This window comes from Chryseomicrobium aureum (genome assembly GCF_016909155.1).
Classification (GTDB): Bacteria; Bacillota; Bacilli; order Bacillales_A; family Planococcaceae; genus Chryseomicrobium; species Chryseomicrobium aureum.
The window spans coordinates 1-26,568 of the sequence record NZ_JAFBFG010000026.1 but is presented as its reverse complement, the minus strand read 5'-3'; the positions used below and the strand labels follow the sequence as shown (position 1 = coordinate 26,568).

Sequence of the window (26,568 nt, the reverse complement as noted above, 5' to 3'; positions counted from 1 at the left end):
TCTGCTTAAGAATATTTGTCTCCATAAAATCAAAATACCATGAACACTGGGCTCATGGCATCAAAAATTATATACTTTCTTATCTTTTAAAAAAAGACCGCCAATTGGCGATCTTACATAAGTTTATTTAATGCATCTGGATTAAATTTACCAGATTTCAACATCTCAATTTCGATTGCATACGGTGCTTTTTTTGATTTTGCATCGACACCAACAAAAGGTGTTTCTAAGATTTTGGGAAGTGCTGCAAGTTGCGGATGATGAATCACATAATGCAGTGCTTCAAATCCAATTTCACCATGCCCAATATTGGCATGGCGGTCCTTCGCTGCGCCCTGTACATTTTTCGAATCATTGACATGAATGACTTTTAGTCGGTCAAGCCCAACAATTTTATCAAATTCATTTAATACACCATCGAAATCTTCTCGAACATTGTAACCTGCATCGTGAACGTGACAGGTGTCCATACAAACAGATAAACGTTCGTTATGTGTAACACCCTCTATAATCATCGAAATCTCTTCGAATGTTCGACCGATTTCAGACCCTTTTCCTGCCATTGTCTCAAGAGCAATCTGGACATCACCTTTTGCTTCAAGTACTGTATTTAAGCCTTCAACAATACGTGCTACGCCCGCCTCTACACCAGCGCCCACGTGTGCACCTGGGTGGAGAACAATCTGTTTTGAGCCAAGCGCGTGTGTGCGTTCAATCTCACTTTGCAAAAAGTCTACACCAAGTGCGAATGTTTCGGGTTTTGTTGTGTTGCCTAAATTGATGATATACGGAGCATGAACGACAATATTGGACATACCATTCGCTGCCATATGCGCAAGGCCAGCTTCGATATTTAATTCTTCGATTGGCTTTCTTCGAGTGTTTTGAGGTGCCCCTGTATAAATCATAAATGTCGATGAGCCATAACTTCGTGCTTCTTCACTCGCACCTTCAAGCATTTTCTTGCCACTCATTGAAACATGTGACCCTAGTAACATTGTTCATCCCCCTAGCGTTTGCGGTTACGAATTTTGCGTTCTCTCTTTTTCACTTTGTCCATTTCCCATTTCATGTTGCGTTTGTATCCAGGTTTTACTTTTTTCGGTTTACGGACAAGTGCTTTTGCTTTCGCATCTATTTCATTGTCTACTTTTTGACGATTCTTACGAGCATGGCGGTCTTTCAACTCGACCCATTCATCATTTTTGATATCAACATGCTTAAATGTGATTCCCATTTTTTCAATGCGGTTTAGCGCATCCTCATCTTCTGGTTGGTACAAGATAATGGCTTGTCCTTCAAGTCCAGCACGTGCTGTACGACCAACACGGTGTATGAAGAACTCAAGATCACTTGGAATTTCTAAGTTGATCACATGTGATACACCTGGAATATCAATCCCACGTGCTGCTAAATCTGTTGCTACAATGTACTGATACTCCAAATCATGAACACTCTGCATCATTTTTTTTCGTTCACGTGGAGAAATATCACCGTGAAGTAAGCCGACTTTGTAGCCATTTTCATTTAAATGTTGCGCTACTTTGTCTGCGTATTTCTTTGTGTTGACGAAAAGAATTGCGAGATACGGATTAATAACTTCTAACACTTCGACCAAACGGTTCTTTTTAGATTTACCGCGCACAGGTACCGCTAAAAACTCAATGCCTTCTGCTACAGGTTTTTTATCATTGATGTTGATATGTTCAGGTGACGCCATATACTTTTTCAAGAACGGTTGCAATTTCTCTGGAATGGTTGCCGAGAAAACGTACATCTTTAAATCTTCTGGCATCTTCCCTGCAAATTGATCGATATCTGTGATGAAGCCTAAATCAAAAGCAAGATCTGCTTCATCGATAACTAGAGTAGACGCCGTATGCACGTGTAAAGCACCTTCAACCATCAAGTCCTTAATTCGACCTGGTGTACCGACCACAATATGCGGTTGTGTTGTCAGTTTTGAAATTGCACGGGCTTTATCTGTACCACCGATAAATAACTTCGATTGGATATCTGAGTGCTCAATCAGTTGCTGAAGTGCCTTGTGAATTTGCGTGGCAAGTTCACGTGTTGGAGACGTAATAATAGCTTGCACTTCTTGTTTGTCCGTGTTGATTTGTTCCACGATTGGCAAAAGGAAGCTGTGCGTCTTGCCAGTCCCTGTGTGAGACTGCCCAATGGCACTTTTCCCTTTCATAATGAGTGGGATCATTTTATGTTGAATCGGTGTTGGTTTGTCAAATTTCAAGTCATTGATGGCATCCATCAAAAATGGCTGGAAATTATAGTCGCTAAATTTGGACATAGCTGTCCCTCCTATCCGGTTACTACCTTCGTTTATTGTACCATGTCTTTAACGTCTTTCCCTATCATTCATATACTAACTATGAAAGGAGTGACCGAGTGAAGTACAAAGAATTTTATCCATTCGAATTAACTCAGTCCCAAAAAAAAACAGATAACCTGATGGAATGGCTGCAAGTTGCTCATCAACTTGCCCCGCTCATTAAACAGGTTAGTCCGTTGCTTCAACAGTTCATAATGCTAGCTAGCCTGCTCCAGGGAATCTCTTCCCCGATACCGCAGGAACGAAAAAATACACACTCTCGTGATTCTACAGTATTTATGCCAAAATAGCTATACTTTGCTACGACACCATTCCTTCGTTATAATGAATGTAGTATGTGTTGTGAAAGGAGTTTCTCCATGAAAGTAAAAAAAATCTCACCCCGCGGCTATTGTTATGGTGTCGTCGATGCGATGGTCATCGCGCGAAATGCTGCACTAGATACAAGTTTGCCACGACCAATATATATCTTAGGAATGATTGTTCATAATAAACATGTGACAGATGCGTTCGAAGAAGATGGGATCATTACACTTGATGGTCCAAATCGTCTCGAGATTCTTCGTCAAGTAGAATCGGGAACAGTTATTTTCACGGCTCACGGAGTGTCCCCGCAAGTGCGTGAACTGGCAAAGCAAAAAGGCTTAGTGTCTATTGATGCGACATGCCCAGACGTAACGGTGACGCACGATTTGATTGCTGAGAAAACAGTGGAAGGGTATGACATTCTCTACATCGGGAAAAAAGGACACCCAGAACCTGAAGGCGCGATTGGGGTTGCACCTGATCACGTGCATTTGATTGAAAAGTTGGAAGACGTCGATAATCTTACATTAACAAATGAAAAACTTTTAGTAACGAACCAAACAACAATGTCTCAGTGGGACGTTGTAAAGTTAATGGATGCATTAAAAGCTAAATTTCCAACTATTGAAGTGCATAAAGAAATTTGTTTAGCTACTCAGGTTCGCCAAGAGGCTGTTGCTGAACAAGCGGGCGACACAGAATTATTAATTGTTGTTGGGGATCCAATGAGTAACAACTCAAATCGTCTAACACAAGTATCAGAAGAAATTGCAGATACGCCATCGTACCGTATTGGAGATATTTCTGAATTAAAGTTAGAATGGTTAGAGGGTGTTGAAACGGTTTCTGTTACTGCAGGTGCTTCTACCCCTACACCTATCGTAAAAGAGGTCATTCAGTTTTTAGAAAAGTATGACCCCGCAGATCCATCGACACATGATACTACGAAAAAAGTAGCAAATGATAAAATTTTACCGAAAATTAAAGTTCCAAAACCAGTAATACGTATCGAACCATACGCTAACTAATCAAAAAACAGCAGTATCCCCTTTTGAATTTATTCAAGAGAGGATACTGCTTTTCTTTTTGTCGCATAATTAAGTTTCCATAATATTATTATTTTTCTAGGCACCTGTCCCAAACACTATTCTGACATCCATGACTATTCACTAAATATGCACTATATTTATAAATTGTATTGGAATTGTTTGGGTACCAGGTACCTTTTGGGAAAAATAGCTAGTTGTCTCTTATCTGGAAATCCTTCCAACTAGACCGTAATTTCCTGTGGGCTTTGAACAATTTGATTAAGCTTACGAAGATTGCTTACAAGATCAAATTAAGAACGAAAAGGACTGGGGCCGCTTTTTAGAGCGGCCCCAGCGCGATTCTTCTTACTGTGTTCTTACGCAATCGTCTTCAGTCAAATCAAAATTTTTCGAGTCCATATTTGCAGGAAGTTGTGCCTATCATCGTCTTTGAGTCAGCTCCGCCTCTATGAAGCACTCGAATAAAGATAGGATGGCTGCAGATAAATATATACTGCCAGGCTGTGCTAACGCAAGGCCTGATAAAGAAAATAAAAAACATAGTTTAGGAAAGCGAGCATGCTCTAACTTAAAGAGAAGAAAGCCTATAATTTGATATGTATGCTGATTGCTAGTTTAATTTACATGTCAAAGCTCGGAAGCTAGGACGTTATTTCCCGGGCTATTTGAGTTTTCGCGAGACCCGGCAACGAAGATGAAAGTGCTCTTCTTTCAGCTTACGTGGGGAGGCTCGGGGAAACTCACCCAGGAAATGACGTTCTAGTTGTAGGGCTTTTCAAGTTCTAGTGGATTTCTGTATTTTTAGATTAGCTTAAACGGTTCAGTAGAAATGGTAGAAGCAATGAATTCTGGAGCTTTCTTTTCGTTTTTTAGAAGCTCCGTCATGTAATCAACAGTCCCCTGCTTCATAATTGCTTCGACATGATGTCCCGGATCCACAATCGACAAGCCGATTGTCTCCGCATCCTGCGCTGTGTGGAAATACATATCCCCCGTAACAAGTACATCCGCACCTGCACGTTTCGCATCATAAATATACTTATTGCCGTCTCCACCAATCACAGCTATTTTTGTAACTGACTTTGAAAAATCTCCCGTCACTCGAACAAACGGGACGCCGAGTTTCTGTTTGACGTAACTGGCAAATTGCTCTAGGTTCATGTCATGAACTCGCCCGATTCGGCCAAGACCATGTTCGTTTGCTTCAATGTCTAATGTATAGATATCATATGCCACCTCTTCATAGGGATGGGCATTCAACATTGCTTTTACTACACGTGCTTTTTTAGATGTTGGAAAGACGACTTCAATTTTCTCCTCATCGACAAGTTCCAACTTACCAATCTCTCCTATAAACGGGTCTGCTCCTTCCGCTGGACGAAAACGACCTTGACCTTTCATTGAATACGATACGTGTTCATAGTCTCCAATTTCTCCTGCCCCAGCGCCCGCTAATGCTTCGCGCATAGCATCTGCATGAGTTTCTGGAATGAAAACAGCTAATTTCATAACCCGCTCCGAGTACGTTTCAGTCAGTATTTCGATATCTTCAAGTTCTAAAGCTTGTGCGAGCATATCATTTACACCACCTGCTGCGATATCTAAATTGGTATGTGCAGCATAGACCGCGATGTCATGCTTGATACATTTCTCAATCATAGCGCCAACTGGTGTAGATGTATCGACAGCCTTTAGCTTTCGATAAATCGGAGGATGGTGCGCAATGATTAACTCGCAGTGGTTGTCAATTGCTTCTTGAATGACTGCAGGTGTGACATCAAGAGTAACCAAAACACGAGAAATCTCTTTATTTAACGTTCCAATATGCAAACCAATGGGATCTCCCTCCATGGCGAGGGTTGGTTTTGCCCATCTTTCGAATAATTCAATCACTCTATGTCCATTCATTCAAGTGCCTCCTCTACGAGTTTGATCTTCCACTCAAGCTCTTGTCGTTTTTCAGCTAGTTCTGGACGGTCTGAATCAGGGAGATTTTGCAAGATCCGTTTCCACTCTGTAGATTCTCTTGTCCATTTTTTCGCGAAAGTTGCAGATTTTTCGTGCATCAATAGTGGACCTAGCAAACGTTCTTGATCCGTCAATTTCATAGTTCCTTTTTCAAGTACCAGTATCTCATAAATTTTTTGATTCTCTTCTAAAATCTCTTCGTGAATGAGTTTCCACCCGTTTTGTTCTGCCCACTCGCGTATAGCAAGTGCATGAACATTCGGCTGTAAAATTAAGCGTTCAGCTAGATTCGCTTTAATTTTCCCACGCTCTACTATTTTGGCAATGAGTGGCCCACCCATGCCAGCAATTGTAATCGTTGAGATATGGTCTTCTGCACGAATGACATCTAACCCATCCCCCATCCGGACTTCAATTATGTCTGTAAGACCTTCTGTTCTCACTTGACGTTCTGCGGATTGAAATGGCCCTTTGACGACTTCTCCAGCAATCGCAAATTCAATTCGTTGCTGCTTGGCTAAATAACATGGTAGATAGGCATGGTCACTACCAATGTCTGCAAGACGTGCATTCTTAGGTACATGCTCTCCTACTCGTTTCAAACGTTCTGATAATTGTTCACTGTTCATATTTAACACCTCATATGTAGTATACCGATTTCAACAAAGAGAAGAAAGCAAAGAAAAAAGCCCCACTCTATATAGAGTGAGACCTTCTAGCTTACTATTCTAACGATTTAACCCATGCAGCCATCTCTTCGATGTTTTCAGCAGGAACTAATCCGCCTGGCATTGCACCTTTACCATTAGCAAGGATGTCAGCGATTTCTTCTTCAGATAAAGCTGATCCTTTAATACCTGGGAATGCGCCTTGGCCTTCATAGCTGCTTCCGTGACAGCTGATACATTTTTGCTGAGCTAGAACTTCAGGGTCGAATTCACCTGCAGATGCTCCTTCGCCACCTTCAGTTGACTCTGTACCCTCTTCGCCAGATTCAGCTATTTCTGCTTGGTTTCCAACACCCTGAACAGAAAGGAAGAAAATAAGTCCGATCCCGAAAAGCATGATTAAAATGTACGGAACGATTGGATTCTTTGTCATCAATAACCCTCCCTCTTGGTCACACTATCACTAATAACATTAGTCAACATCATTATTGTACTCCATTCACGAAAAAACGAAAAGAGAAATAAGGCAAGTTTTGTTGCATTGTGACAAATTCGACAAATCTATCAGCACCCGATATGACGCGCAATGACCATTCGTTGAACCTCTGAAGTTCCTTCACCGATTTCAAGTAATTTCGCGTCACGCATGAATCGCTCGACCTCATATTCTTTCATATAGCCATAACCACCATGGATTTGAATAGCCTCATCTGCAACTTCCATCGCAATCTCAGAAGCATATAGTTTACACATCGCCGCCTCTTTTCCGAATGGTCGTCCTTGATCTTTTAACCAAGCTGCTTTATAGACCATTGTGCGTGCAAGTTCAATTTTCATCGCCATATCTGCTAATTTGAACTGTGTGATTTGGAATTCAGATAGAGACTTGCCAAATTGTTTACGCTCTTTTGAATAACGAAGCGCTTTATCAAATGCCGCTTGTGCAATCCCAACAGCCATTGCTCCGATTCCGATACGACCGCCGTCGAGTGTTGTTAGGAACTGGCGGAAGCCGTTTCCTTGAACACCCAATAGGTTTTCTTTTGGAACACGGACGTTTTCAAATACTAGTTCAGTTGTATTGGAAGCGTTGAGGCCCATTTTCTCGTAGTTATCGATGATTGTGAAGCCTTCAGCGTCAGTTGGCACTATGATAGCAGAAATCTCTTTACGGCCGTCATGCGTCCCTGTAATGGCTGTGATAGCCAAGTGTTTGGCGTGACTAGCATTCGTAATGTATACTTTGCTTCCATTGATTACCCATTCGTCTCCTTCAAGTTTTGCAGTGGTTTGTGTACCACCCGCATCTGATCCAGCATTTGGTTCTGTTAAACCAAATGCACCGAATGATTCTCCAGAACAAATAGGTGCAAGATAGTTTTGTTTTTGTTCTTCTGTTCCAAATAGATGAAGTGGCGCACCACCTAATGAAATATGCGCAGAGTATGTAATTCCTGTAGAAGCACATGCTCGGCTCAGTTCTTCTGTAACGATTGCAAAGCTGATTGTATCTGCACCAGCACCACCGTATTCTTCGTCGAAAGGTAAGCCCATCATCCCCATGTCGCTTAATTCTTTGAAGATTTCAGTAGGAAATTGTTTCGTTTTATCGCGTTCGATTGCACCCGGTGCGACTTTTTCATTGGCAAAGTCTCGCATCATATTTTTTAGCATTTGGTGTTCTTGTGTAAGATCAAAATTCATGTTGACATCCCCTTTTTTCTCCCTTAGTAAACGCTTACATGTTTGATTATACCGAACTTTTTGAGGAATTGGCATAAAAATGAATGTGAAATAAAACACATGTGCTCTTAGATGTACTAAATCTCTGGCGTTACGGTAGTGAGTTCCAGGGGGAGCATACCGGAGCCTCCTCTTGGCATACGAGAAGCTGGCACTTCTCGCCTCCACTGTAATTAGATGTGGAGCCGACTGTTCAGAAATTGTGCAAGATGACAGCGGAGCCCGTGAAGCGCTCTTTACTTCATGGGATGCGATGGCTTCTTGCGGGATTTCTAGGAGGTGCAACTCGATTCCATTTAGATTAATAGAACGTCACCCCAGGAACTCACTACCTCCACTTGTCGATTGCGAAAGTCATAAGATTTTAGTAGTAAGGCCCTTAAGAAATCAGGTCTGAGTTTTGGATTAGTTTCCATAATATGACTTCGGTAGAAGAAATCACGTTTAGTGTAGAAGAAAAATCAGTTTCGGTAGAAGAAATCCTGATTAGTGCAGAATAAATTACGTATTCATCCGATGAACGTTCGCTCAGTTTGAAACCGAGCAGCTTTCTTAAAGGTGACAGGCACCTTATAGGAAATCCCGGAGGTCAGGACGTCATTTGCCGGGCCATCTGAGTTTTCCCGAGACCCGGCAACGAAACTGAAAGTGGCCTTCTTTCAGTTTACGTGGGGAGGCTCGGGAAAACTCACCCAGGAAATGGCGTTCTGAGTGTAGGGATTTTCTAGGAAAAAATCGCCAAAAAACCCCTCAACAAGGAAGTTGAGGGGCAAGATATTAATCTAAGAAATCTTTTAGACGTTTGCTGCGAGACGGATGACGTAGCTTGCGAAGAGCTTTTGCTTCAATCTGACGAATACGCTCACGCGTAACACCAAATACTTTGCCGACTTCTTCAAGTGTACGTGTACGCCCATCATCTAAACCAAAACGTAATCGTAAGACATTCTCTTCTCGATCTGTTAACGTATCCAGAACATCTTCTAACTGTTCTTTTAACAACTCATAAGCTGCATGGTCTGACGGAGATTGCGCATCTGCATCTTCAATGAAATCCCCAAGGTGGGAATCATCTTCCTCACCGATTGGTGTTTCTAATGAAACAGGCTCTTGAGCAATCTTTAAAATTTCACGCACTTTTTCTGCAGGAAGGTCCATCTCTTCTCCAATTTCTTCTGGAGATGGCTCACGGCCTAAGTCTTGCAGAAGTTGACGCTGCACACGAATCAGTTTGTTGATTGTTTCAACCATGTGAACCGGAATACGGATTGTACGAGCTTGGTCAGCGATTGCGCGAGTAATGGCTTGACGAATCCACCATGTTGCATACGTACTGAACTTAAATCCTTTGCGGTGATCAAACTTTTCTACTGCTTTTATTAATCCCATGTTTCCTTCTTGAATTAGATCAAGGAACAACATCCCACGACCAACGTAGCGTTTTGCAATACTAACTACAAGACGTAAGTTCGCTTCTGCAAGACGTTTGCGTGCTTCTTCGTCACCTAATTCGATTCGTTCTGCTAATTCAATTTCTTGCTTAGCATTTAGAAGTTCGACACGGCCAATTTCTTTTAAATACATACGAACTGGGTCATTAATTTTCACACCAGGAGGAACGCTCAGATCATTTAGATCGAAGGTTTCCGTCGTTTTTTTATTCATTAGCTGATCGAGTTCTTCTTCATCCCCATCTTTTCGGCCAAGCTCAATTCCTTTGCCTTCTAGTTGATCAATGAATTCTTCAATCTGGTCTGACTCGAGTTCAAATGTAGCTAATTTCTCAGCGATGTCCCCGTATGTCAATTCCCCATTTTTCTTACCTAACTCAATCAGTTGCTTTTTTGCTTCATCTAATGACAATTCCAAATCCTCTTTCACCTGATCTGATTTTTCTGCCATAAGAATTCCTCCTTTACGTGCCTAAATGACATCAGATTTTATGAAGTGTGCGCTTGAGTTCGATCGCTTGTTTTGCAAGATCGAGCGCTTTTGTATAATCTGATAATTTTTCAGCTACTTTTGATTCGTGCATTAAGTGCTCAATACGTTTCTCTACCCGATATTTGTGTAGTTGACGCATACTATCTTCAATTTCCTTTTTGCTACTTTCTGGATCTTTCTCTAGCATAGTGGCAAACATATACACTCGTTTCAACTCTGCATTTTCCGTCACTTCAAGCAATCTTTGAAAATCGCCTTGTGGGTAATTTTCATAGAACGCTAACAGATGAATAAATGCCTCTACGAGTTCATCGTGTACAAACACTTCCATATCTTCTTCTATTCCAAGTGACCTTAGCGCAGTCGGGTCATCTAAAAGATGGGCAAGAAGTAGATATTCGGCTCGACTTGTGGCATCGAGTTTTTGTGTTTTTCTTTCTGATATAACCACTTGAGGCGCTTCTCGTGGTGTTTGTTCGGAACGCGCACGTTTTGCGAGCAATTTTCGAAGTTGTTGTTCAATGACGGATTGGTCAATTCCAACTTCGTTCGCTAATTGCTTTGTATAATACGATTGTTCAATGGGTGATGAAAACTTGGCAAGAGCTTCTAACACATTTTCTGTGTAGCGAAGTACATCCGTATCATTTTGAAAGTTGAGTCCTTTTCTGAAATAAAGCATTGTAAATGCCATTTCTGATAGACCCTTTTCTTCAACGATTTTAGTGAGTGCATCCTTGCCATTTGTTCGAACAAAATCATCGGGATCTTTTTGATCAGGTAAAACGATTGCGGTGCGCTGGACTTGTTTAGCTTCCGTAGCTGCAAATGCTTTTCTTGTCGCTTCAAACCCCGCTTTATCACCGTCAAAACAAAAGACGAAATTTGTCGACAAACGTTTCAAACGTGTGATGTGATTTTGAGTGAGTGCTGTTCCCATTGTTCCGACAACATGATCGATACCCGATCGTGTGAATGCGATGACATCAAGAAACCCCTCCGCTAAGATGACTTGTTTCTTAAGTCGAATCGACATTCGGGCATTGTGCAAATTGTAAAGCACATCATTTTTTTGAAACAGCTCACTTTCTGGACTATTTAAATACTTGGCTTCATCAGCATCGGAATTCAAAATACGTCCAGAAAACGCAATGACTTGACCTTTTTCATCCATAATAGGAAACATGATACGTCCACGGAAACGATCAAAGTACCGCTCGTTCTGCTCTTGACGAACGACGAGTCCACAAGCCTCCATATCAGCAAGATCATAGTCTCTTTGTTTAAGCAGTGATGAAAGATTGTCCCACCCTGGCAAACTCCAACCGATTTGAAACTTCTTGATGGTCTCTTCATCGATTCCACGCTCATGTAAATAGGCTAAAGCTTGTTCACCTTCCACCGTATTAAGTAAAAGGTGATGATAATAAGATGCAGCGAATGTGTGGGCTGCTTTCCACTTCTCATGAGCAGAGTTTTTAACAGGTTCTCGAGCAGTTCCACTGTCCTCAATTTGAACATCGATTCCGACACGTTCAGCTAAGCGATTAATCGTTTGTTGAAAGCTCAATCCCTCGATATCCATTAAGAAGGTGATGACATTTCCACCCGCACCACACCCAAAACAATGAAAAATTTGTTTTTCTTGTGCTACAGAAAAAGAAGGTGTTTGTTCACCATGAAATGGGCACAGTCCGAAATAGTTTCGTCCACGTTTTGTCAATTGAACATATTCCCCAACAACATCCACAATATCGACGGATGACCGGACTTGTTCAATCACTTCATCATCCACATGCTTAGCCATTTTGGTTCACCTACTCTTTGCTTACTCTATCGTTATTCTACAAGTGATAACGAAAATCCTTCAAAAATCGACATTAATTCTTTAAAACTAGTTAAATTCTAATCACAAAGAATTATTATAAACTAAATCGGGGTCAATCGCTATGGAATAATTTGATTTTGAAACGTATACCGTGACAAAATCCGGACGATGGTCGCCCGGATTTTTTTAAGTACGTGTGCAATTTTTTAGTGAATCTTGTCTTTTGGATATGATAATGTTTGCCGTTTCTTCGACTGCGCGATTCGTAACATCAATAACTTCACACTGAATTTTAGAAACGACTGAGTGGAAGTGGTCAAGCTCTTCTTGTATTCTCTCTATTTTAGCGTAGTTTGCCTCGTCACTCAAGCCAATTGCCTTGAGCCGCTCCCGCCTAATAGAATTCAATTTTTCAGGATTGATTACTAAGCCAAAACATTTTGCCGGGTCGATCTCATAGAGTTCTTCTGGCGGCTCCACTTCTGGAACCAAGGGTACATTCGCAACTTTCCATCGTTTGTTCGCCAAATATTGCGATAGAGGCGTCTTGGATGTGCGAGAAACCCCTACTAAGACGATATCAGCTTGCAAAAGACCTCTTGGATCTCGTCCATCATCATATTTGACAGCAAACTCTACCGCTTCGATTTTTGCGAAGTAATCTTCATCTAAGCGGCGAACAAGACCTGGTTCTTGCATCGCTTGTGAACCGATGACTTTTTCAAACTTTGTGATAACAGGTCCCATCAGATCAATTGCTTCGACACCTGACTGCTCAGATAGGGATGCCACTTGATCTTTCATGTCGTCCCGCACGAGTGTGTAGATGATAATTGCACGATGTGACTTTGCAAGCGTCACTATTTCTTGAATATGCTCAAGAGAATCAATATGGGTAAAGCGTTTAATTTTTGCTTTATGATACACTTCTTCGAATTGGCTGAGCGCTGCTTTCGCTACGAGCTCTCCAGTTTCTCCGATTGAATCTGAAATAATAAAAATGTGCATGCAGCCACTCTCCTTAAATGTCGTGTTCATCTGCAAGCGCTAAAAATGCGCGAGTGATTGTCGTCTTCGTTACACGGCCCACAACTTCAAACCCATCTTCTTGTTTTCTGACGACCGGCAATGCATCGATTTGTCGATCCATTAAGAGTTGAGCGGCACTTAACAGCGGATCCTCTTTTTGGCAGACCGTTATATTTGGCATCCGCGTCATCATCATATGCACCGGCATCTTCGTCAGGTCTTGGTTCCCTATAGAGATGCGGAGCAAGTCTTTGCGCGACACTACACCTGTTAAAATAGCCGCTTTGTTCACAACGAACATCGAGCCAACATCCTCTAAGAAGAGCTGACAAATTGCGTCGTAAACGGAGATATGTTCTTGTATGACAACCGGGACAGATTGAAAATCTTTGACCTTCCACTTGGTCATCGTTTCAGAAATTGCCTGTCCAGATTTTTTTCCAGAATAAAAATAACCGACACGAGGTCGTGCATCAAGATAGCCTGCCATTGTCAAAATGGCTAAATCCGGGCGAAGTGTCGAGCGCGTTAGACTAAGTCGGTCCGCAATCTGTTCACCTGTGATCGGTCCATTCTCTTTTACAATATCGAGGATCTCTACTTGTCGTTTATTGAGTTCGATTGTTTCCACCGCCTCAAAGTTCATCAAAATTTCAGTCTAATTATAGCGCACATAAGGAGTGATTGCGAAGTAAACTTGCTCATGCTATACTAATTTTATTCAAATAGAGACGTTGAGTGGACAATAAGTAGTACCGCCTAAAGCGAGCAGGAAATAGTGAAAGCCTGCATGGTATGAAACGGCATCCAGGAGTCTTATCCGGACAAAGAGGACTGACTAGTTTCAGTCAATCGAGGTGGAACCGCGGGTTTAACGACTCGTCCTCGGGCAATAGGCCCGTGGGCGGGTCGTTTTTCTTTGTCCAATACTTAAGGAGGAATAGCGATGAACATGGAGACGATTGTAAGCATTGCCAAGCAACGTGGATTTGTCTTTCCTGGCTCTGAAATCTATGGTGGTTTAGCGAACACATGGGATTACGGCCCACTAGGAATCGAACTGAAAAACAATATTAAAAAAGCATGGTGGAAAAAGTTTATTCAAGAATCGCCAACGAATGTCGGAATTGACGCAGCGATTTTAATGAACCCAAAAACGTGGGTGGCTTCTGGACATATCGGAAACTTTAATGATCCGATGATTGATTGTAAAGCCTGTAAATCACGTCATCGTGCAGACAAGATCATTGAAGACGCACTTGACGCAAAAGGAATCGAAATGGTTGTCGACGGTCTATCCTTTGATGACATGAAGAAATTAATCGATGAGCACAACATTGTCTGCCCGACTTGTGGGAAGTTCGACTACACAGATATTCGTCAGTTCAACTTGATGTTCAAGACATTCCAAGGTGTTACGGAAAGCTCTACGAACGAAATTTTCTTACGTCCTGAAACGGCACAAGGTATTTTCGTCAATTTCAAAAATGTACAGCGCTCTATGCGTAAAAAAGTGCCGTTTGGGATTGGTCAAATCGGAAAAAGTTTCCGCAATGAAATTACACCGGGTAACTTTACATTCCGTACACGTGAATTCGAACAAATGGAGCTTGAATTCTTCTGCAAACCAGGGGAAGACCTAGAGTGGTACGCATTCTGGCGTGACTTCTGTAAAGATTGGTTACTAAACCTAGGGATGAAAGAAAATACGATTCGTTTGCGTGAGCACGATCAAGATGAGTTGTCGCATTACTCAAATGCAACAGTCGATATCGAATACAAATTCCCATTTGGATGGGGCGAGCTTTGGGGAATTGCAGACCGTACAGACTTCGATTTGAAGCAACATATGGAACACTCAAACGAAGACTTCACATACATTGATCCTTTAACAAACGAACGTTACGTCCCTTATGTGATCGAGCCTTCTCTTGGTGCAGACCGCGTAACACTTGCTTTCTTGATCAATGCGTATGAAGAAGAACAATTAGAAGGTGACGACACACGAAATGTGATGCGCTTCCACCCAGCTCTTGCTCCGTTCAAAGCAGCAATTCTTCCACTTTCGAAGAAATTGAGCGAACCTGCAGGTGAATTATTTGCTGAACTTAGCAAACATTTCATGGTGGACTACGATGAGTCGCAATCCATTGGGAAACGCTACCGTCGCCAGGATGAAATTGGCACACCGTTCTGTATCACGTATGACTTTGATTCACAAGAAGATGGACAAGTGACAGTGCGTCACCGTGATTCAATGGAACAAACACGTATGAAAGTCGCAGACGTGAAAGCATACATTGAAAAACACTTAGAATTTTAATAGATAAAGGACGTCCCTAGTCTTCAGGGACGTCCTTTTTTTCGTCTGCAAACAGCAAAGGATTGCGTTCGATTTGCGTTAAAAATTTCCGTGACTTCAAATGGATGCCCACTTGTTCCTCGTAAATTGTTGAAACAATCTTTCGCATGAATTGCTTCGTTTCTTTTTTCAGTTGAATGGAATTCACTTCTTCGAGTGACGTGAACATAAATGTTCGAATCAAGCGAACTTGCACAGGTGTCAATCGAATGATGTAAGGGTCTATGTGAAAACATCTATGGCACAAAAATCCGATCTGTTGAAAAGAAAATGCAAACTCCCCTTCTTTTGACCCGCAATTTGCACAACCATCTAAGAAGGGTCGAATTCCAGCGACCGGTAACATCTTCCATTCCACGAACAATAAAATAGCTTCTGGATCTTGTTCTTCTTCAATGGCTTGCATTGCTTGATGAAGAAGCTGATAAATGCCACTCGAGGCTACATCTTGTTCTGTCAGTTTATCAACAAGCTCTGTTATAACACTCGCATACGCTGTCTTTAAAAAGTCCTCACGGATATGACGCATCGACTGAATAATTTCTGCTTGTTGCAGGGTCCCCATTCCTTTTCCCTGTTGAAGTAAAAAGTGACCATGTGTAAAGGGCTGCGTGACAGCAGAAAATCGACTTGCCGGCTTTTTAGCTCCACGCGCCATGGCTGTTCGCTTCCCAAGTTCTTCGGTGAGAATAGTTATAATTTTATTGTTCTCTCCGTAAGGAATCGCTCGTAGCACATATCCCTCTACTTTTGTCAGCATGGTGAGGCCTCCCTCTTAATACTCATCGTCACGGAAACCGTAATCGCGCAATTGATTAGACTTATTGCGCCAGTCTTTTTGAACTTTTACCCAAAGCTCTAAAAATACTTTTGAACCAAGAAGCATTTCAATGTCTTGACGCGCTTTTGTTCCGATGTCTTTAAGAAGCGCTCCTCGTTTACCGATGACGATTCCTTTTTGAGAATCTCGTTCTACTACAATCGTTGCAGAGACATTGATTAATTCTTTCCCCTCTTCTTTTCGTATCTGCTCGATGACAACTGCGATTGAATGAGGAATTTCTTCACGTGTTACATGCAATACTTTCTCACGAATCAATTCCGAAATAATAAAACGTTCTGGGTGGTCAGTTACTTGATCAGCTGGATAATACTGAGGTCCTTCCGGTAAGTAGCTTTCGATTGTGGACAGTAGACGATCTATATTGTTTCCTTGCAGTGCTGAGATGGGTACGATTTCCGCAAATTTGTATTCATTTTTATAAGAATCAATGATTCCAAATAGCTCATCTGGATGTACTTCGTCAATTTTATTAATCACTAAAAATACAGGTGTTTGATTACCCTCTAGTAGTTCCATAATCATTTTGTCCCCAGATCCAATGGGCTCAGTTGCATTGACCATGAACATGATGACGTCTACTTCTTTCATCGTGTTCTTTGCAACTTTCATCATAAAATCACCCAGTTTATGCTTAGGTTTGTGCATACCTGGTGTATCAATAAAGATCATTTGGCTCGTATCTTGTGTCAAAACACCTTGCACTTTATTGCGAGTTGTCTGTGGTTTGTCACTCATGATAGCGATCTTTTGACCGATGACTCGATTTAAGAATGTCGACTTTCCTACGTTTGGTCGACCAATGATCGAGATAAAGCCTGATTTAAATTTTGATTCCATACTAAAAAATTCCTCCGTTCATTCCTCTCTAACTGATCACTTCAATTAGTTTTGGAATGTATAGTATACACCCAATTGCTAGTGCACCGCACGCATAAATGAGACATGCGCCTGCCGCAATGTCTTTTATCTGTCCTGCCCTCTCATCCCATTCAGGCTGCACGAAATCAACTATACGCTCAACTGCAGTGTTGACCAACTCTAGTGCAATCATTCCATTTATGGTCAGGACAAGGACCACCCACTCTAAAGCGGAAAACTGAAGAATAAAAGCACCAGCAATCGTTCCGATAGCCGCTACAATATGAAACTTTAAGTGACGCTCCAACTTGGCTGCACGAAATATCCCCTGCCATGCATTTTGGAATGACTTTACTTCACGTCGCATACGCTTACTCAGTTGTGCGAGGTAAGCCGAACTCAGTTAAATAGTGTTCTTGTTTGGCAAACATCTCACGTTCGTCTTGTTCTGTCATATGGTCATATCCAAGTAAATGCAAAAGTCCATGAGCTGCTAAAAATGCTAGCTCTCGTTCAAAACTGTGGCCATATTCGATTGCTTGCTCTCTGCCACGATCTACTGAGATGATGATGTCACCTAGAAGGATTGGTTCTTCGCCAATAATCTGGATTTCCCCTTCCCCTTGCTCTTGCATCGCAAATGAGATGACGTCTGTCACTGCATCTTTGCCCCTGTAAGTTTTATTGATCTCTTGAATCTCTTCATTGGTCACAAAGGATACAGAGAGTTCCGCATCTTGAGCAACGGATTCTTTATCTGCAATAAATAGCAATACATCTTCCACTAACTGCAACGTCTTTTCATCCGCCGCATTTTGCTCATTTTGAAAATCGACAATCATTTTTTGTCCTCCTCTGGATATTGAATACGCTCATGATAAAACCCTTTTAATGTTGTACATATACTTTGTTTTACAATTTGTAAGTCTTTCATTGAAATATCACATTCATCGAATTGCCCATCATTCACACGATCCTTGATAATCGAATCAACAAGTTTCATTATCTTTTCACTATCGGGTTGTTTCATAGAACGAACTGCTGCTTCTACACTGTCAGCTATCGAAATAACAGCTGCTTCTTTTGTTTGAGGTTTTGGTCCTTCATAGCGGAAATCCGCTTCTATACATGTCTCGTCGTGTTGCTTAGCTTTATGATAAAAGAATTTAATACATGTTGTCCCATGATGTTGAAGTGCAACGTCTACGATCGCCTTAGGTATTCGGTTTTGTATCAATAAGGCAGCCCCATCTGTTGTGTGGTCCCGAATTATTGAGGCACTTGTTTCTGGCGGGAGACTGTCGTGTGGGTTATACCCATTGGTTTGATTTTCAATGAAAAATCCAGGTCTTCTTGTCTTGCCAATATCATGATAATAACAAGCTACACGCGCAAACAGACCATTTGCTCCGATTGCTTCGCAAGCTGCTTCCGAAAGGTTTGCGACCATAACACTGTGATGGTAAGTACCCGGCGTTTCCATTAACAACTTTTTTAGAAGTGGATGCCCAGGATTCGCAAGTTCGAATAATTTCATTGTAGACAAAATACCAAAAGCTGATTCAAAGAACGGCAATGTACCAAATGTGAACGCTCCGGAAATCAAACCTGATAACAGTGCGAGACCTAATGAAAGTAATGAATAATTTAAAGTCAATGCGCTTGTTGAGAGTAACAAATAAGCAAGCATAAAGAGAGCATTCGTTGCCGCAACTATACCACTTGCTTTTAATATTGGAGCACTTCCTGATAGGAACTTAAAGGCGAATATACCTGAAAGACCACCAATCAATGTATAAAGTGCTACATCGGTTTGTAAAAAAGTCGTGAAGTCTTCTCTGAAAATATATCCTGACAGTAAAGCATTTGCGATTAGTGAAATATAGGCAAGGCGTTCGCTCGTCAACAGATAAACTGTCATGGCAACAAATCCTGTTGGAAATAAAAATGCAAGTGAGATTGTGAAATTATCATCAATCATAGAGGTCAATACCATCAAGATCGATGCAACAAGTATCACAACAAGTGCCACCGTCAACCAAGTGAGTCGTGTTTTACGCGTACCTTTTGTTAAATGGATAGCGCAGTAAACCATAGCTACCGCTAAGAAAATTAACACAGCTAGACCAAAGTAAGATTTGTATTGGACAGTATCTTCAATCATTCCAGTCAATTCAAGTTGGCGATAAATTTCACGGTCGACATACTGGCCTTGTTGCACCAGTAGTTGTCCTTGTAAAATTCTTGTAGGTTCTACTGCATTGACAGCTTGTTGTATACGTTGTTCAGTCAATTCTTCATCTAAAAATTCTGTTTCAATGATCGCAACAGCCATGATTTTTGTGAGAATTGTTTCAAAGTTAGTTGGAAATGGCAAACGTTCTAGTACACGAGATGCGGCTTCTTCTCGTGCTACAGTTAATTGAGGACCGCGAATAGGTTGATTTAGCGCTGTAGCAACTTCATCGGTTACAACCTCTTCTGCGGTTGTAAGAGTCGATGCAGGTTGGTTCAGTAATATGGAAAGTTCTTCATCACTCAGTCGTTCAACAAGTTCGTTTGATAACGCTTCTAATTCTACTTTTAGTTGTTGAACGGGTGGTTGTTCACTATCTTCAGACAGTGCTTCTTGCTTCACCACTAAGATTGTTTCAAACACAGAAGAAGTCCATGCGGCTTGGTTATCGCTAGCTTCTTCTTGAAACACATAAACTGGATCAACTGACTCTCGAGCAGCTAGTCGATCCTGTTCAGTTTTTAAAGGATCTTCCACCGTTTTGGTGGAACGAATCGTTTCAGGAGACAATTGGAAACGCTCGATTGTATATGTATTTTCATTCGTTATAAATGAGAGCAAGACAAACAATACTACTGCCATCACTAATGTGACAGATGCAAACACACCTTTTTTATCATGTACGGTTTGTAAAAAAGAAAGAATCCGGTTCACAAGCACCCCTCCATCTTCCATAAGTATACCACGTAAAAAGCAGTAGTCGAAACCGACTACTGCCCTTCTTCATACGCTTGTATTATTTTTGCGACCAATGGATGACGTACAACGTCCCCTTGCTCTAAATAATGGAAATCAATCCCTTTTACTGTTTTCAACATTGATTCTGCAATCATTAGACCCGATTTCGTATTTTTCGGAAGGTCAATTTGTGTCTTATCACCTGTGATGACCATTTTAGAGCCAAACCCTAGGCGTGTTAAAAACATTTTCATTTGGGCAGGTGTCGTATTCTGTGCTTCATCTAATATGACAAACGCATCATCTAATGTTCTACCACGCATATAGGCTAAAGGTGCGATTTCAATAACACCACGTTCAATAAGGCGTTCGGTTTGTTCTGCTCCTATGACATCATGAAGTGCATCATAAAGTGGACGTAGATACGGATCTACTTTTTCTTTTAAATCGCCTGGCAAGAAGCCTAAACTTTCGCCGGCTTCTACGGCTGGACGAGTTAAAATGATACGCTTGACATGTCCGTTTTTAAGAGCTTGCGAAGCCATTACAACAGCTAGATAGGTTTTCCCTGTTCCAGCTGGTCCGATTCCAAACGTCAAATCAAAATTCTTAATGCCTTTGACATAGGCTCTTTGACCGATTGATTTTGCTCGAATAACTTTTCCTTTTACCGTACGAGCAATCTCTTCCTCGTAAAGGCGAACAAAATAATCAATTGTTCCTGCGTTTGCCATTTCAAGAGCAGCAACCACGTCACGCTCATTTACTTGAATACCTTTACGAATCAATTCTAGTAAAGCGTTCACTACACTATGCGCCTTTTTAACAGCTTCTTCCTCGCCAACAATTAAAAACGTGTCGCCACGCGCGATTAGCTGGACCGAAAAGTTTTCTTCAATAAGCGCAAAGTTTTTATCCCCATTACCATGAAGCTGCGCCGCTTCTGCAGGGTCATTCACTTTGATTTCGAGTTTTTCTTCAGTCATTTACTATCTCCTTAAGGTACTCCGTTTTCGCGATGTTGCCATGTAAGTTGACTAGTACCTTACCTCTTACTTTACCATTATTATTTTCCAAATGTAAAACCTTTACACCGAGTATTTTCACTTCTTCATCACTCTCCGAAACAAACTGTCTCAAAAGCTCAGTAATGTGACTCGATTCAAGCTCGAAATTCTTTTTCGTAGTGGCGGCCTCAAACTCTAGTTCTCTCCAAAATGGGTTCAATTAGTAATGGTCTGAATTTCAAGTGTCTTCAATCCTTTGAACAAGACTTCTAGCGATTCGTTGGTTAGCTTACGAACACGGAGGCTTTCTGCATGTAATTGAATGAAATGATCAGTCGTCTGTAGCGCAAACATTGTATCCGTCATTGTTCGGATAGTAACCGATGATTTGATAAGGAGATACGAGGATAGATTCGTTTCTACATAGTGAGGATTCAACAAAAAAACACCCCTCTCTTACATATGACTATGTAAGAGAGCAGGTGTTCAGACTAGCGTCTTTTTGAAATTGGTGGTGCAAGCACTTCTGATAGAACAATGGCCTGTGCCAATTGCTCTTTTGAATCAATCAGCTTTTTTACCGGTATTTCCTTCATTGGTTGTTCTTTTGGTTTATTGTGAGCAGACAAACGACCAGGACGTGATTGACCGATTTCACCAGCTGCAATGACTGGATCTACTTTAGCGACACGCTCAGGTCGAATCGTTTGAGGCCGACTTTGAGAAGATCGTTCTCGAACTTCAGGTTCGGCCTGCTTCACAACTTCCTTCACTTTGGGAGGAATCTTTTCTTCATTCTGCTCAAGCATCTGTCTCGTCCAGTCCTCTAATTCTTTTAAAGAACGAGGGCGAGCAGGTTGTTGTTGACTCGCTTGTCTAGTTTGAGCCGGTTGCGATGTTTGAGTTGGTTCTTTTTGTCTCACTGGAGGTGGAGTTTCTTGACTTGCTTTTTTCTTGCTGCCAAAAAACGAACTGATAATTAGCGACAAGACAATTAGCAATAATCCTTCCATGTCCGCTCCTCCCTTCTACTCGAACTTACGAGTTTGTCGGATTGTCTTTGCTATCATCTTTTCCAACTTTGCTGATAGAATCACGCATGGATGTATCGGCTTGGATATTCTTGTAGTTCATGTAATCCATCACACCGATGTTTCCATCTTTTAAAGCGTCTGCCATTGCAAGTGGAACTTGTGATTCCGCTTCAACAACTTTCGCGCGCATTTCTTCTACGCGAGCTTTCATCTCTTGCTCAGTAGCAACGGCCATTGCACGACGCTCTTCGGCTTTAGCTTGTGCAATTTTCTTATCTGCTTCAGCTTGCTCTGTTTGTAGTTCAGCACCGATGTTTTTGCCGATATCAACGTCCGCGATATCAATCGATAGAATTTCAAATGCTGTACCTGAATCAAGACCTTTAGATAGTACGGTTTGAGAAATCATATCTGGATTTTCAAGTACTTTTTTGTGATTTTCTGAAGAACCAATAGTACTTACAATTCCCTCACCAACACGAGCGACGATTGTTTCCTCACCAGCACCCCCGACAAGACGGTCGATGTTTGCACGAACTGTAATTCGCGCTTTTGCTTTTACTTCAATACCGTCCATCGCAACACCCGCGATAAATGGAGTTTCAATTACTTTTGGATTAACAGACATCTGTACTGCTTCTAAAACATCACGACCTGCTAAGTCAATTGCTGCAGCTCGTTCAAATGATAAATCAATGTTTGCACGGTGTGCTGCAATTAGAGCATTTACTACGCGGTCAACATTACCACCCGCAAGGTAGTGACTCTCTAGTTGGTTAATTTGAACGTCAAGACCCGCTTTATGTGCTTTAATTAACGGATTAACAATTCGGTTTGGAATAACGCGACGTAAACGCATCCCGATTAGTGTGAAAATACTGATTCGTACGCCTGCAGCTAGTGCGGAAATCCACAACGTGACAGGTACGAAAGTGAAGAATACGGCAAGGAATAAAAATACGATAACAATCGCTGCTACCAAGCCGACAATTCCAAAGCTTTCTATCATTACATTTCCTCCTCTTTCAGTTCACGAACTACAATTCGTGATCCTTCTACTTTTCGGATGATTACTTTTTTGTTGCGGTCAATAAAATTCCCTTCAGAAACCGCATCCAATCGCTCATCACCAATAACAATAGTACCAGATGGACGAAGTGGTGTTAAGGTGTCTGCTGTAGATCCAACTAATTCTCTTCGTTCTATAGACGAGACATACCCTCTCTCCGTAGACGTTGAGTCACTTAAAATTATTTTATTAAACAATTTTAATCTTCTTCCAAAAAACTTCATAATGATCACCATTCCTATAATCGCAACTCCAAGTGCAATTAAAATTGAGATACTAATTTGTGTCATATCTGCCCCTGCTAAATAAAGGCTTCCGATGATCGCTATCCCTCCAAGTACACCACTGATACCAAAGGGGAGGAAAATCTCTGCAATCAACAAGATGACGCCTAGAGCAAATAAAAGCATCGCTTCATACCCCGCAAGCCCAGCAATCATGTGCCCGTAGAAAAACAGCATTAAAGCACTCAAGCCCGCAATTCCTGGCAGACCAAATCCTGGCGAGTAGAGTTCAAGCACTAGTCCTAGACTTCCGATGGAGAGCAAAATTGGAACAATAATCGGGTTTGTAACGAATCGGGCTAGTTTGACCAAGAAAGATTCTTCTACTGAGACGACCTCTGCATCTGCGAGACCAACTGCATCTAATACTTCATCTAATGAATTGACAATACCTTCTGCATACCCAACCTCTAAAGCTTCACTTGCTGATAGAGTCAGAAGTTCTCCGGCATCCACACCAAGTTCCGGAATCTCTAAAGACTCATCCACCATAGCCAGTGCATAGACAGGATTACGTCCAGAGTATTCCGCGGCGTTTCGCATGGAAGCTGCCCAGGCACTGCGCGCTTTTTCATCAGCAGCATTTCCAGTTTGATCAATGACAGCCGCTGCTCCCATTGTAGCATTCGGTGACATGTAAATCTCTTCTGCGTAAAGCGCTAAGAATGCTCCGGCAGATAATGCTCGGTTATTGATAAAGAGATAAATTGGAATGTCCTCGGTATCAGCCATTAGCTTTGCAATATTTTCTGCTTCGTCTACAAGTCCACCGGGCGTATTCATTTCAATAATAATAGCTTCTGCGTTAGCTTCTTCCGCTTCTTCAATAGATTGTGCTAGAAATGTGTATAGCGCTTTTTCTACGACATCATCTAATGGAATACGGTAAACGGTTTCATTTTGAGCACCAACGGAAAAAAGTGGCAAGAGGAGTCCAAGTAAAAGTGAGAGCACCCATACAATTCGCAATTTTTTCACCTTTTCACCCCACTTTCTCGATCTGTCTACCTGCTTCTACGATTATCATACCGAAAAGTTTCATACGCATGCATGTTTTTTGATTGTATTAGCCGGAAATTATATGAGTTGAGGCAGAAATGTGTCTTTGGTCTTGGATAACGCCGTTTTAGATAGTTTAGTAGAATCAATCTCTGGCGTTACGGTAGTGAGTTCTAGGGGGAGCATACCGAAGCCTCCTCTTGGCATACGAGAAGCTTGCACTTCTCGCCTCCACTGTAATTAGATGTGGAGCCGACTGTTCAGAAATTGTGCAAGATGACAGCGGAGCCCGTGAAGCGCTCTTTGCTTCATGGCATGCGATGGCATCTTGCGGGATTTCTAGGAGGTGCAACTCGATTCCATTTAGATTAATAGACCGTCACCCCAAGAACTCACTACCTTCTCTTGTCGATTGAATCAAGCCACTAAATGAACCAAGTCGCACCTCCACTACACTCAAACTAAGTAGTAGAAATAAAGGTTTCATTGTAAAATATCGCCTCTAAGAAGAATCGAATGAAGCTGAGCGCTCGTTCATCGGATGAATTGAGGATTTATTCTACCGAAACTACAATTTATTCTACCCAAAACAAATTTGTTCTACCGAAGTCATATTATGGAAACTATTTCAAGATCAACGCCCAAATTTTCAAACAGTTAAATGGATTATTTGAGAAATCCTGGAAGCTAGGTCGTCATTTCCCGGGTCATCAGGATTTTCCCGAGACCCGGTAACGAAGATGAAAGTGCTCTCCTTTCAGCTTACGTGGGGAGGCTCGGGGAAATCCTCCCAGGAAATGGCGGCCTGGGTGGAGGGATTCCCTGCCAAGAAGTGGAAAATGGTGACAGGCACCTAGTGCAAAATTAAAAACCCGCAAGCTCCAAAAGGAACTTGCGGGTTTGTGTTCGATTTAATCATCAAGTGTTAGTAACGCAGGGATGCATCGGGAAGATTACCACTTACGTTTACGCGCAGCTTCTGATTTCTTTTTACGTTTTACGCTTGGTTTTTCATAAAACTCGCGCTTTCGTACCTCTTGAATAGTACCGCTTTTAGAAACAGTACGTTTGAAGCGTCGAAGAGCATCCTCAAGCGATTCGTTTTTGCGAACGACAGTTTTTGACATCTCTCTTTCCCTCCCTCCGAACACACATCAAAGCACATAACAACAAAGTTATGTTACCTAAAAATTATAGCGTATCCAGCAAGAAACGTCAACTAGTGCTACAAAATATTAGTAATCAGAATCGCTCTTTTTACCTTCCATAATTAACACACCAGAACTTGCTCCAATACGAGTCGCTCCAGCTTCCACCATTGTATTGAAATCTTCGATACTACGAACGCCGCCTGATGCTTTTACTTCAAGGTCATCACCAACAGTTTTCTTCATAAGTGCAACGTCTTCTGCAGTTGCGCCACCTGTAGAGAATCCTGTAGATGTTTTCACAAAGTCAGCGCCAGCATTTTTTGAAAGTTGAGAAGCTAGTACGATTTCGTCTTTCGTAAGTAGGCATGTTTCAAGAATCACTTTAACGATTGCTTTGCCTTTAGCTGCTTCAACAACTGCTTCGATGTCTTTTTGTACTTCTTCTGTCAAACCTGATTTTAATGCACCTACGTTTAAAACCATATCGATTTCAGTAGCACCTTTAGCGATGGCATCTTTTGTTTCGAATGCTTTCACGTCAGTAGTTGATGCACCCAGTGGGAATCCGATAACCGTACAAACTTTTACAGGGCTATCTGTTAAAAGTTCCGCTGCAAATGCAACCCATGTCGGGTTTACACATACAGATGCAAATTCGTATTTTGCCGCTTCTTGGCAAAGAACTTCGATTTGAGATTTTGTCGCGTCTTGTTTTAGTAATGTATGATCAATGTATGATGCTGTTGATTTTTTCATCAATAGACACTCCTTTAAATTGAGTTGTACGTACCTCTTCATCATAAGCAATTTAATTGGAAATAGCAAGGTAGACTTCTAGATGTGGAGAACGCCACTCTATACGTTGAGTTCCACTGCGGGGCTGCTTTCCGTGGGCGCTGCGTGAGCTTCCTCGTCGCAGGCTCCTGCGGGATCTCACGTCAGACTGGAATCCCACTGGAGTCAACCCCTCCATTCCACTCAACTTAGAATAAGCCTCAAATCGAATAAATCATAACCACCAGTAGAACTGGTGGTTTGCTCTGCGCCTATAAGGCGCTTTTACTGGCCATGTCTGAAAGACATACTGAACGGGTGGACCAG

At 41.7% G+C, this 26,568-nt stretch carries 25 protein-coding genes; 3 read left to right on the top strand and 22 right to left on the bottom strand.

Features of this window, described 5'->3' with window-relative positions; all coding sequences use genetic code 11:
• Positions 1 to 113: 113 nt before the first annotated feature.
• Together JOD03_RS13295 and JOD03_RS13290 are read right to left on the bottom strand one after the other, a co-directional pair.
• Positions 114 to 998, bottom strand: a complete 885-nt coding sequence (locus tag JOD03_RS13295) for a deoxyribonuclease IV (protein ID WP_204591896.1) — start codon at positions 996 to 998, stop codon at positions 114 to 116.
• Positions 999 to 1,009: 11 nt separating this feature from the next.
• The gene (locus tag JOD03_RS13290) at positions 1,010 to 2,308 is read right to left on the bottom strand and encodes a DEAD/DEAH box helicase (protein WP_204591894.1); all 1,299 of its coding nucleotides are present in this window, start codon (positions 2,306 to 2,308) and stop codon (positions 1,010 to 1,012) included.
• 98 nt (positions 2,309 to 2,406) lie between these two features.
• On the opposite strand from JOD03_RS13290, the gene JOD03_RS13285 reads away from it, so the two are divergent.
• Together JOD03_RS13285 and JOD03_RS13280 are read left to right on the top strand one after the other, a co-directional pair.
• Entirely contained in the window at positions 2,407 to 2,640 is a 234-nt protein-coding gene (locus JOD03_RS13285; RefSeq protein ID WP_204591892.1) for a hypothetical protein, read from the top strand.
• 69 nt (positions 2,641 to 2,709) lie between these two features.
• A complete protein-coding gene (locus tag JOD03_RS13280) occupies positions 2,710 to 3,684 on the top strand; it encodes a 4-hydroxy-3-methylbut-2-enyl diphosphate reductase (RefSeq protein ID WP_204591890.1) in 975 nt (324 codons plus the stop codon).
• Between the two features lie 822 nt (positions 3,685 to 4,506).
• Here the strand turns inward: JOD03_RS13280 and JOD03_RS13275 are convergent.
• From JOD03_RS13275 to ccpN, 8 genes are all read right to left on the bottom strand, one after another.
• The gene (locus JOD03_RS13275) at positions 4,507 to 5,613 is read right to left on the bottom strand and encodes a Nif3-like dinuclear metal center hexameric protein (RefSeq protein ID WP_204591888.1); all 1,107 of its coding nucleotides are present in this window, start codon (positions 5,611 to 5,613) and stop codon (positions 4,507 to 4,509) included.
• A complete protein-coding gene (locus JOD03_RS13270; RefSeq protein ID WP_204591886.1) occupies positions 5,610 to 6,302 on the bottom strand; it encodes a tRNA (adenine(22)-N(1))-methyltransferase in 693 nt (230 codons plus the stop codon). The genes JOD03_RS13275 and JOD03_RS13270 overlap by 4 nt, the downstream gene beginning before the upstream one ends.
• 94 nt (positions 6,303 to 6,396) lie before the next feature.
• Complete coding sequence (gene cccA / locus JOD03_RS13265; protein WP_204591884.1) at positions 6,397 to 6,774, bottom strand: cytochrome c550; 378 nt, start codon at positions 6,772 to 6,774, stop codon at positions 6,397 to 6,399.
• A 131-nt stretch (positions 6,775 to 6,905) separates the two neighbouring features.
• Positions 6,906 to 8,045 carry an acyl-CoA dehydrogenase gene (locus JOD03_RS13260; protein ID WP_204591882.1) on the bottom strand — a complete coding sequence of 380 codons (1,140 nt, stop codon included), beginning with the start codon at positions 8,043 to 8,045 and terminating at the stop codon, positions 6,906 to 6,908.
• A gap of 816 nt (positions 8,046 to 8,861) precedes the next feature.
• On the bottom strand, positions 8,862 to 9,986 hold the full coding sequence (rpoD, locus tag JOD03_RS13255; RefSeq protein ID WP_204591880.1) for an RNA polymerase sigma factor RpoD: 1,125 nt from the start codon (positions 9,984 to 9,986) through the stop codon (positions 8,862 to 8,864).
• A gap of 31 nt (positions 9,987 to 10,017) precedes the next feature.
• Positions 10,018 to 11,835, bottom strand: coding sequence for a DNA primase (gene dnaG / locus JOD03_RS13250; RefSeq protein ID WP_204591878.1), 1,818 nt, complete (start codon positions 11,833 to 11,835; stop codon positions 10,018 to 10,020).
• A gap of 207 nt (positions 11,836 to 12,042) precedes the next feature.
• Complete coding sequence (locus tag JOD03_RS13245) at positions 12,043 to 12,864, bottom strand: pyruvate, water dikinase regulatory protein (RefSeq protein ID WP_204591876.1); 822 nt, start codon at positions 12,862 to 12,864, stop codon at positions 12,043 to 12,045.
• Between the two features lie 13 nt (positions 12,865 to 12,877).
• Entirely contained in the window at positions 12,878 to 13,531 is a 654-nt protein-coding gene (ccpN, locus tag JOD03_RS13240) for a transcriptional regulator CcpN (RefSeq protein WP_239584990.1), read from the bottom strand.
• A 306-nt stretch (positions 13,532 to 13,837) separates the two neighbouring features.
• Here ccpN and JOD03_RS13235 point away from each other — a divergent pair, with 306 nt between their 5' ends.
• Positions 13,838 to 15,208, top strand: coding sequence for a glycine--tRNA ligase (locus JOD03_RS13235; protein ID WP_420837253.1), 1,371 nt, complete (start codon positions 13,838 to 13,840; stop codon positions 15,206 to 15,208).
• A 16-nt stretch (positions 15,209 to 15,224) separates the two neighbouring features.
• Here the strand turns inward: JOD03_RS13235 and recO are convergent, their stop codons facing one another.
• The 12 genes from recO to deoC form a co-directional block, all read right to left on the bottom strand.
• Complete coding sequence (recO, locus tag JOD03_RS13230) at positions 15,225 to 16,007, bottom strand: DNA repair protein RecO (protein ID WP_204591872.1); 783 nt, start codon at positions 16,005 to 16,007, stop codon at positions 15,225 to 15,227.
• Between the two features lie 15 nt (positions 16,008 to 16,022).
• The gene (era, locus tag JOD03_RS13225) at positions 16,023 to 16,928 is read right to left on the bottom strand and encodes a GTPase Era (protein WP_204591871.1); all 906 of its coding nucleotides are present in this window, start codon (positions 16,926 to 16,928) and stop codon (positions 16,023 to 16,025) included.
• Between the two features lie 28 nt (positions 16,929 to 16,956).
• Positions 16,957 to 17,316: a diacylglycerol kinase family protein gene (locus tag JOD03_RS13220; protein WP_204591869.1), complete on the bottom strand. Its 360-nt coding sequence runs from the start codon at positions 17,314 to 17,316 to the stop codon at positions 16,957 to 16,959.
• A 4-nt stretch (positions 17,317 to 17,320) separates the two neighbouring features.
• Positions 17,321 to 17,791 carry an rRNA maturation RNase YbeY gene (ybeY, locus tag JOD03_RS13215; protein ID WP_204591867.1) on the bottom strand — a complete coding sequence of 157 codons (471 nt, stop codon included), beginning with the start codon at positions 17,789 to 17,791 and terminating at the stop codon, positions 17,321 to 17,323.
• Complete coding sequence (locus tag JOD03_RS13210) at positions 17,788 to 19,899, bottom strand: HDIG domain-containing metalloprotein (protein ID WP_204591865.1); 2,112 nt, start codon at positions 19,897 to 19,899, stop codon at positions 17,788 to 17,790. The genes ybeY and JOD03_RS13210 overlap by 4 nt, the downstream gene beginning before the upstream one ends.
• A gap of 56 nt (positions 19,900 to 19,955) precedes the next feature.
• Complete coding sequence (locus JOD03_RS13205) at positions 19,956 to 20,909, bottom strand: PhoH family protein (protein WP_204591863.1); 954 nt, start codon at positions 20,907 to 20,909, stop codon at positions 19,956 to 19,958.
• A 237-nt stretch (positions 20,910 to 21,146) separates the two neighbouring features.
• Complete coding sequence (locus JOD03_RS13200) at positions 21,147 to 21,371, bottom strand: hypothetical protein (protein ID WP_204591862.1); 225 nt, start codon at positions 21,369 to 21,371, stop codon at positions 21,147 to 21,149.
• Positions 21,372 to 21,421: 50 nt separating this feature from the next.
• Positions 21,422 to 21,943: a hypothetical protein gene (locus JOD03_RS13195; protein WP_204591860.1), complete on the bottom strand. Its 522-nt coding sequence runs from the start codon at positions 21,941 to 21,943 to the stop codon at positions 21,422 to 21,424.
• Between the two features lie 25 nt (positions 21,944 to 21,968).
• The gene (gene floA / locus JOD03_RS13190; protein WP_204591858.1) at positions 21,969 to 22,973 is read right to left on the bottom strand and encodes a flotillin-like protein FloA; all 1,005 of its coding nucleotides are present in this window, start codon (positions 22,971 to 22,973) and stop codon (positions 21,969 to 21,971) included.
• A complete protein-coding gene (locus tag JOD03_RS13185; RefSeq protein WP_204591856.1) occupies positions 22,973 to 24,295 on the bottom strand; it encodes an NfeD family protein in 1,323 nt (440 codons plus the stop codon). The genes floA and JOD03_RS13185 overlap by 1 nt, the downstream gene beginning before the upstream one ends.
• Before the next feature lie 974 nt (positions 24,296 to 25,269).
• The gene (gene rpsU / locus JOD03_RS13180) at positions 25,270 to 25,443 is read right to left on the bottom strand and encodes a 30S ribosomal protein S21 (RefSeq protein ID WP_004227078.1); all 174 of its coding nucleotides are present in this window, start codon (positions 25,441 to 25,443) and stop codon (positions 25,270 to 25,272) included.
• A gap of 108 nt (positions 25,444 to 25,551) precedes the next feature.
• Positions 25,552 to 26,223 (bottom strand): deoxyribose-phosphate aldolase, encoded by a 672-nt coding sequence (gene deoC, locus JOD03_RS13175; protein WP_204591854.1) that lies wholly within the window; start codon positions 26,221 to 26,223, stop codon positions 25,552 to 25,554.
• Positions 26,224 to 26,568 lie beyond the last annotated feature (345 nt).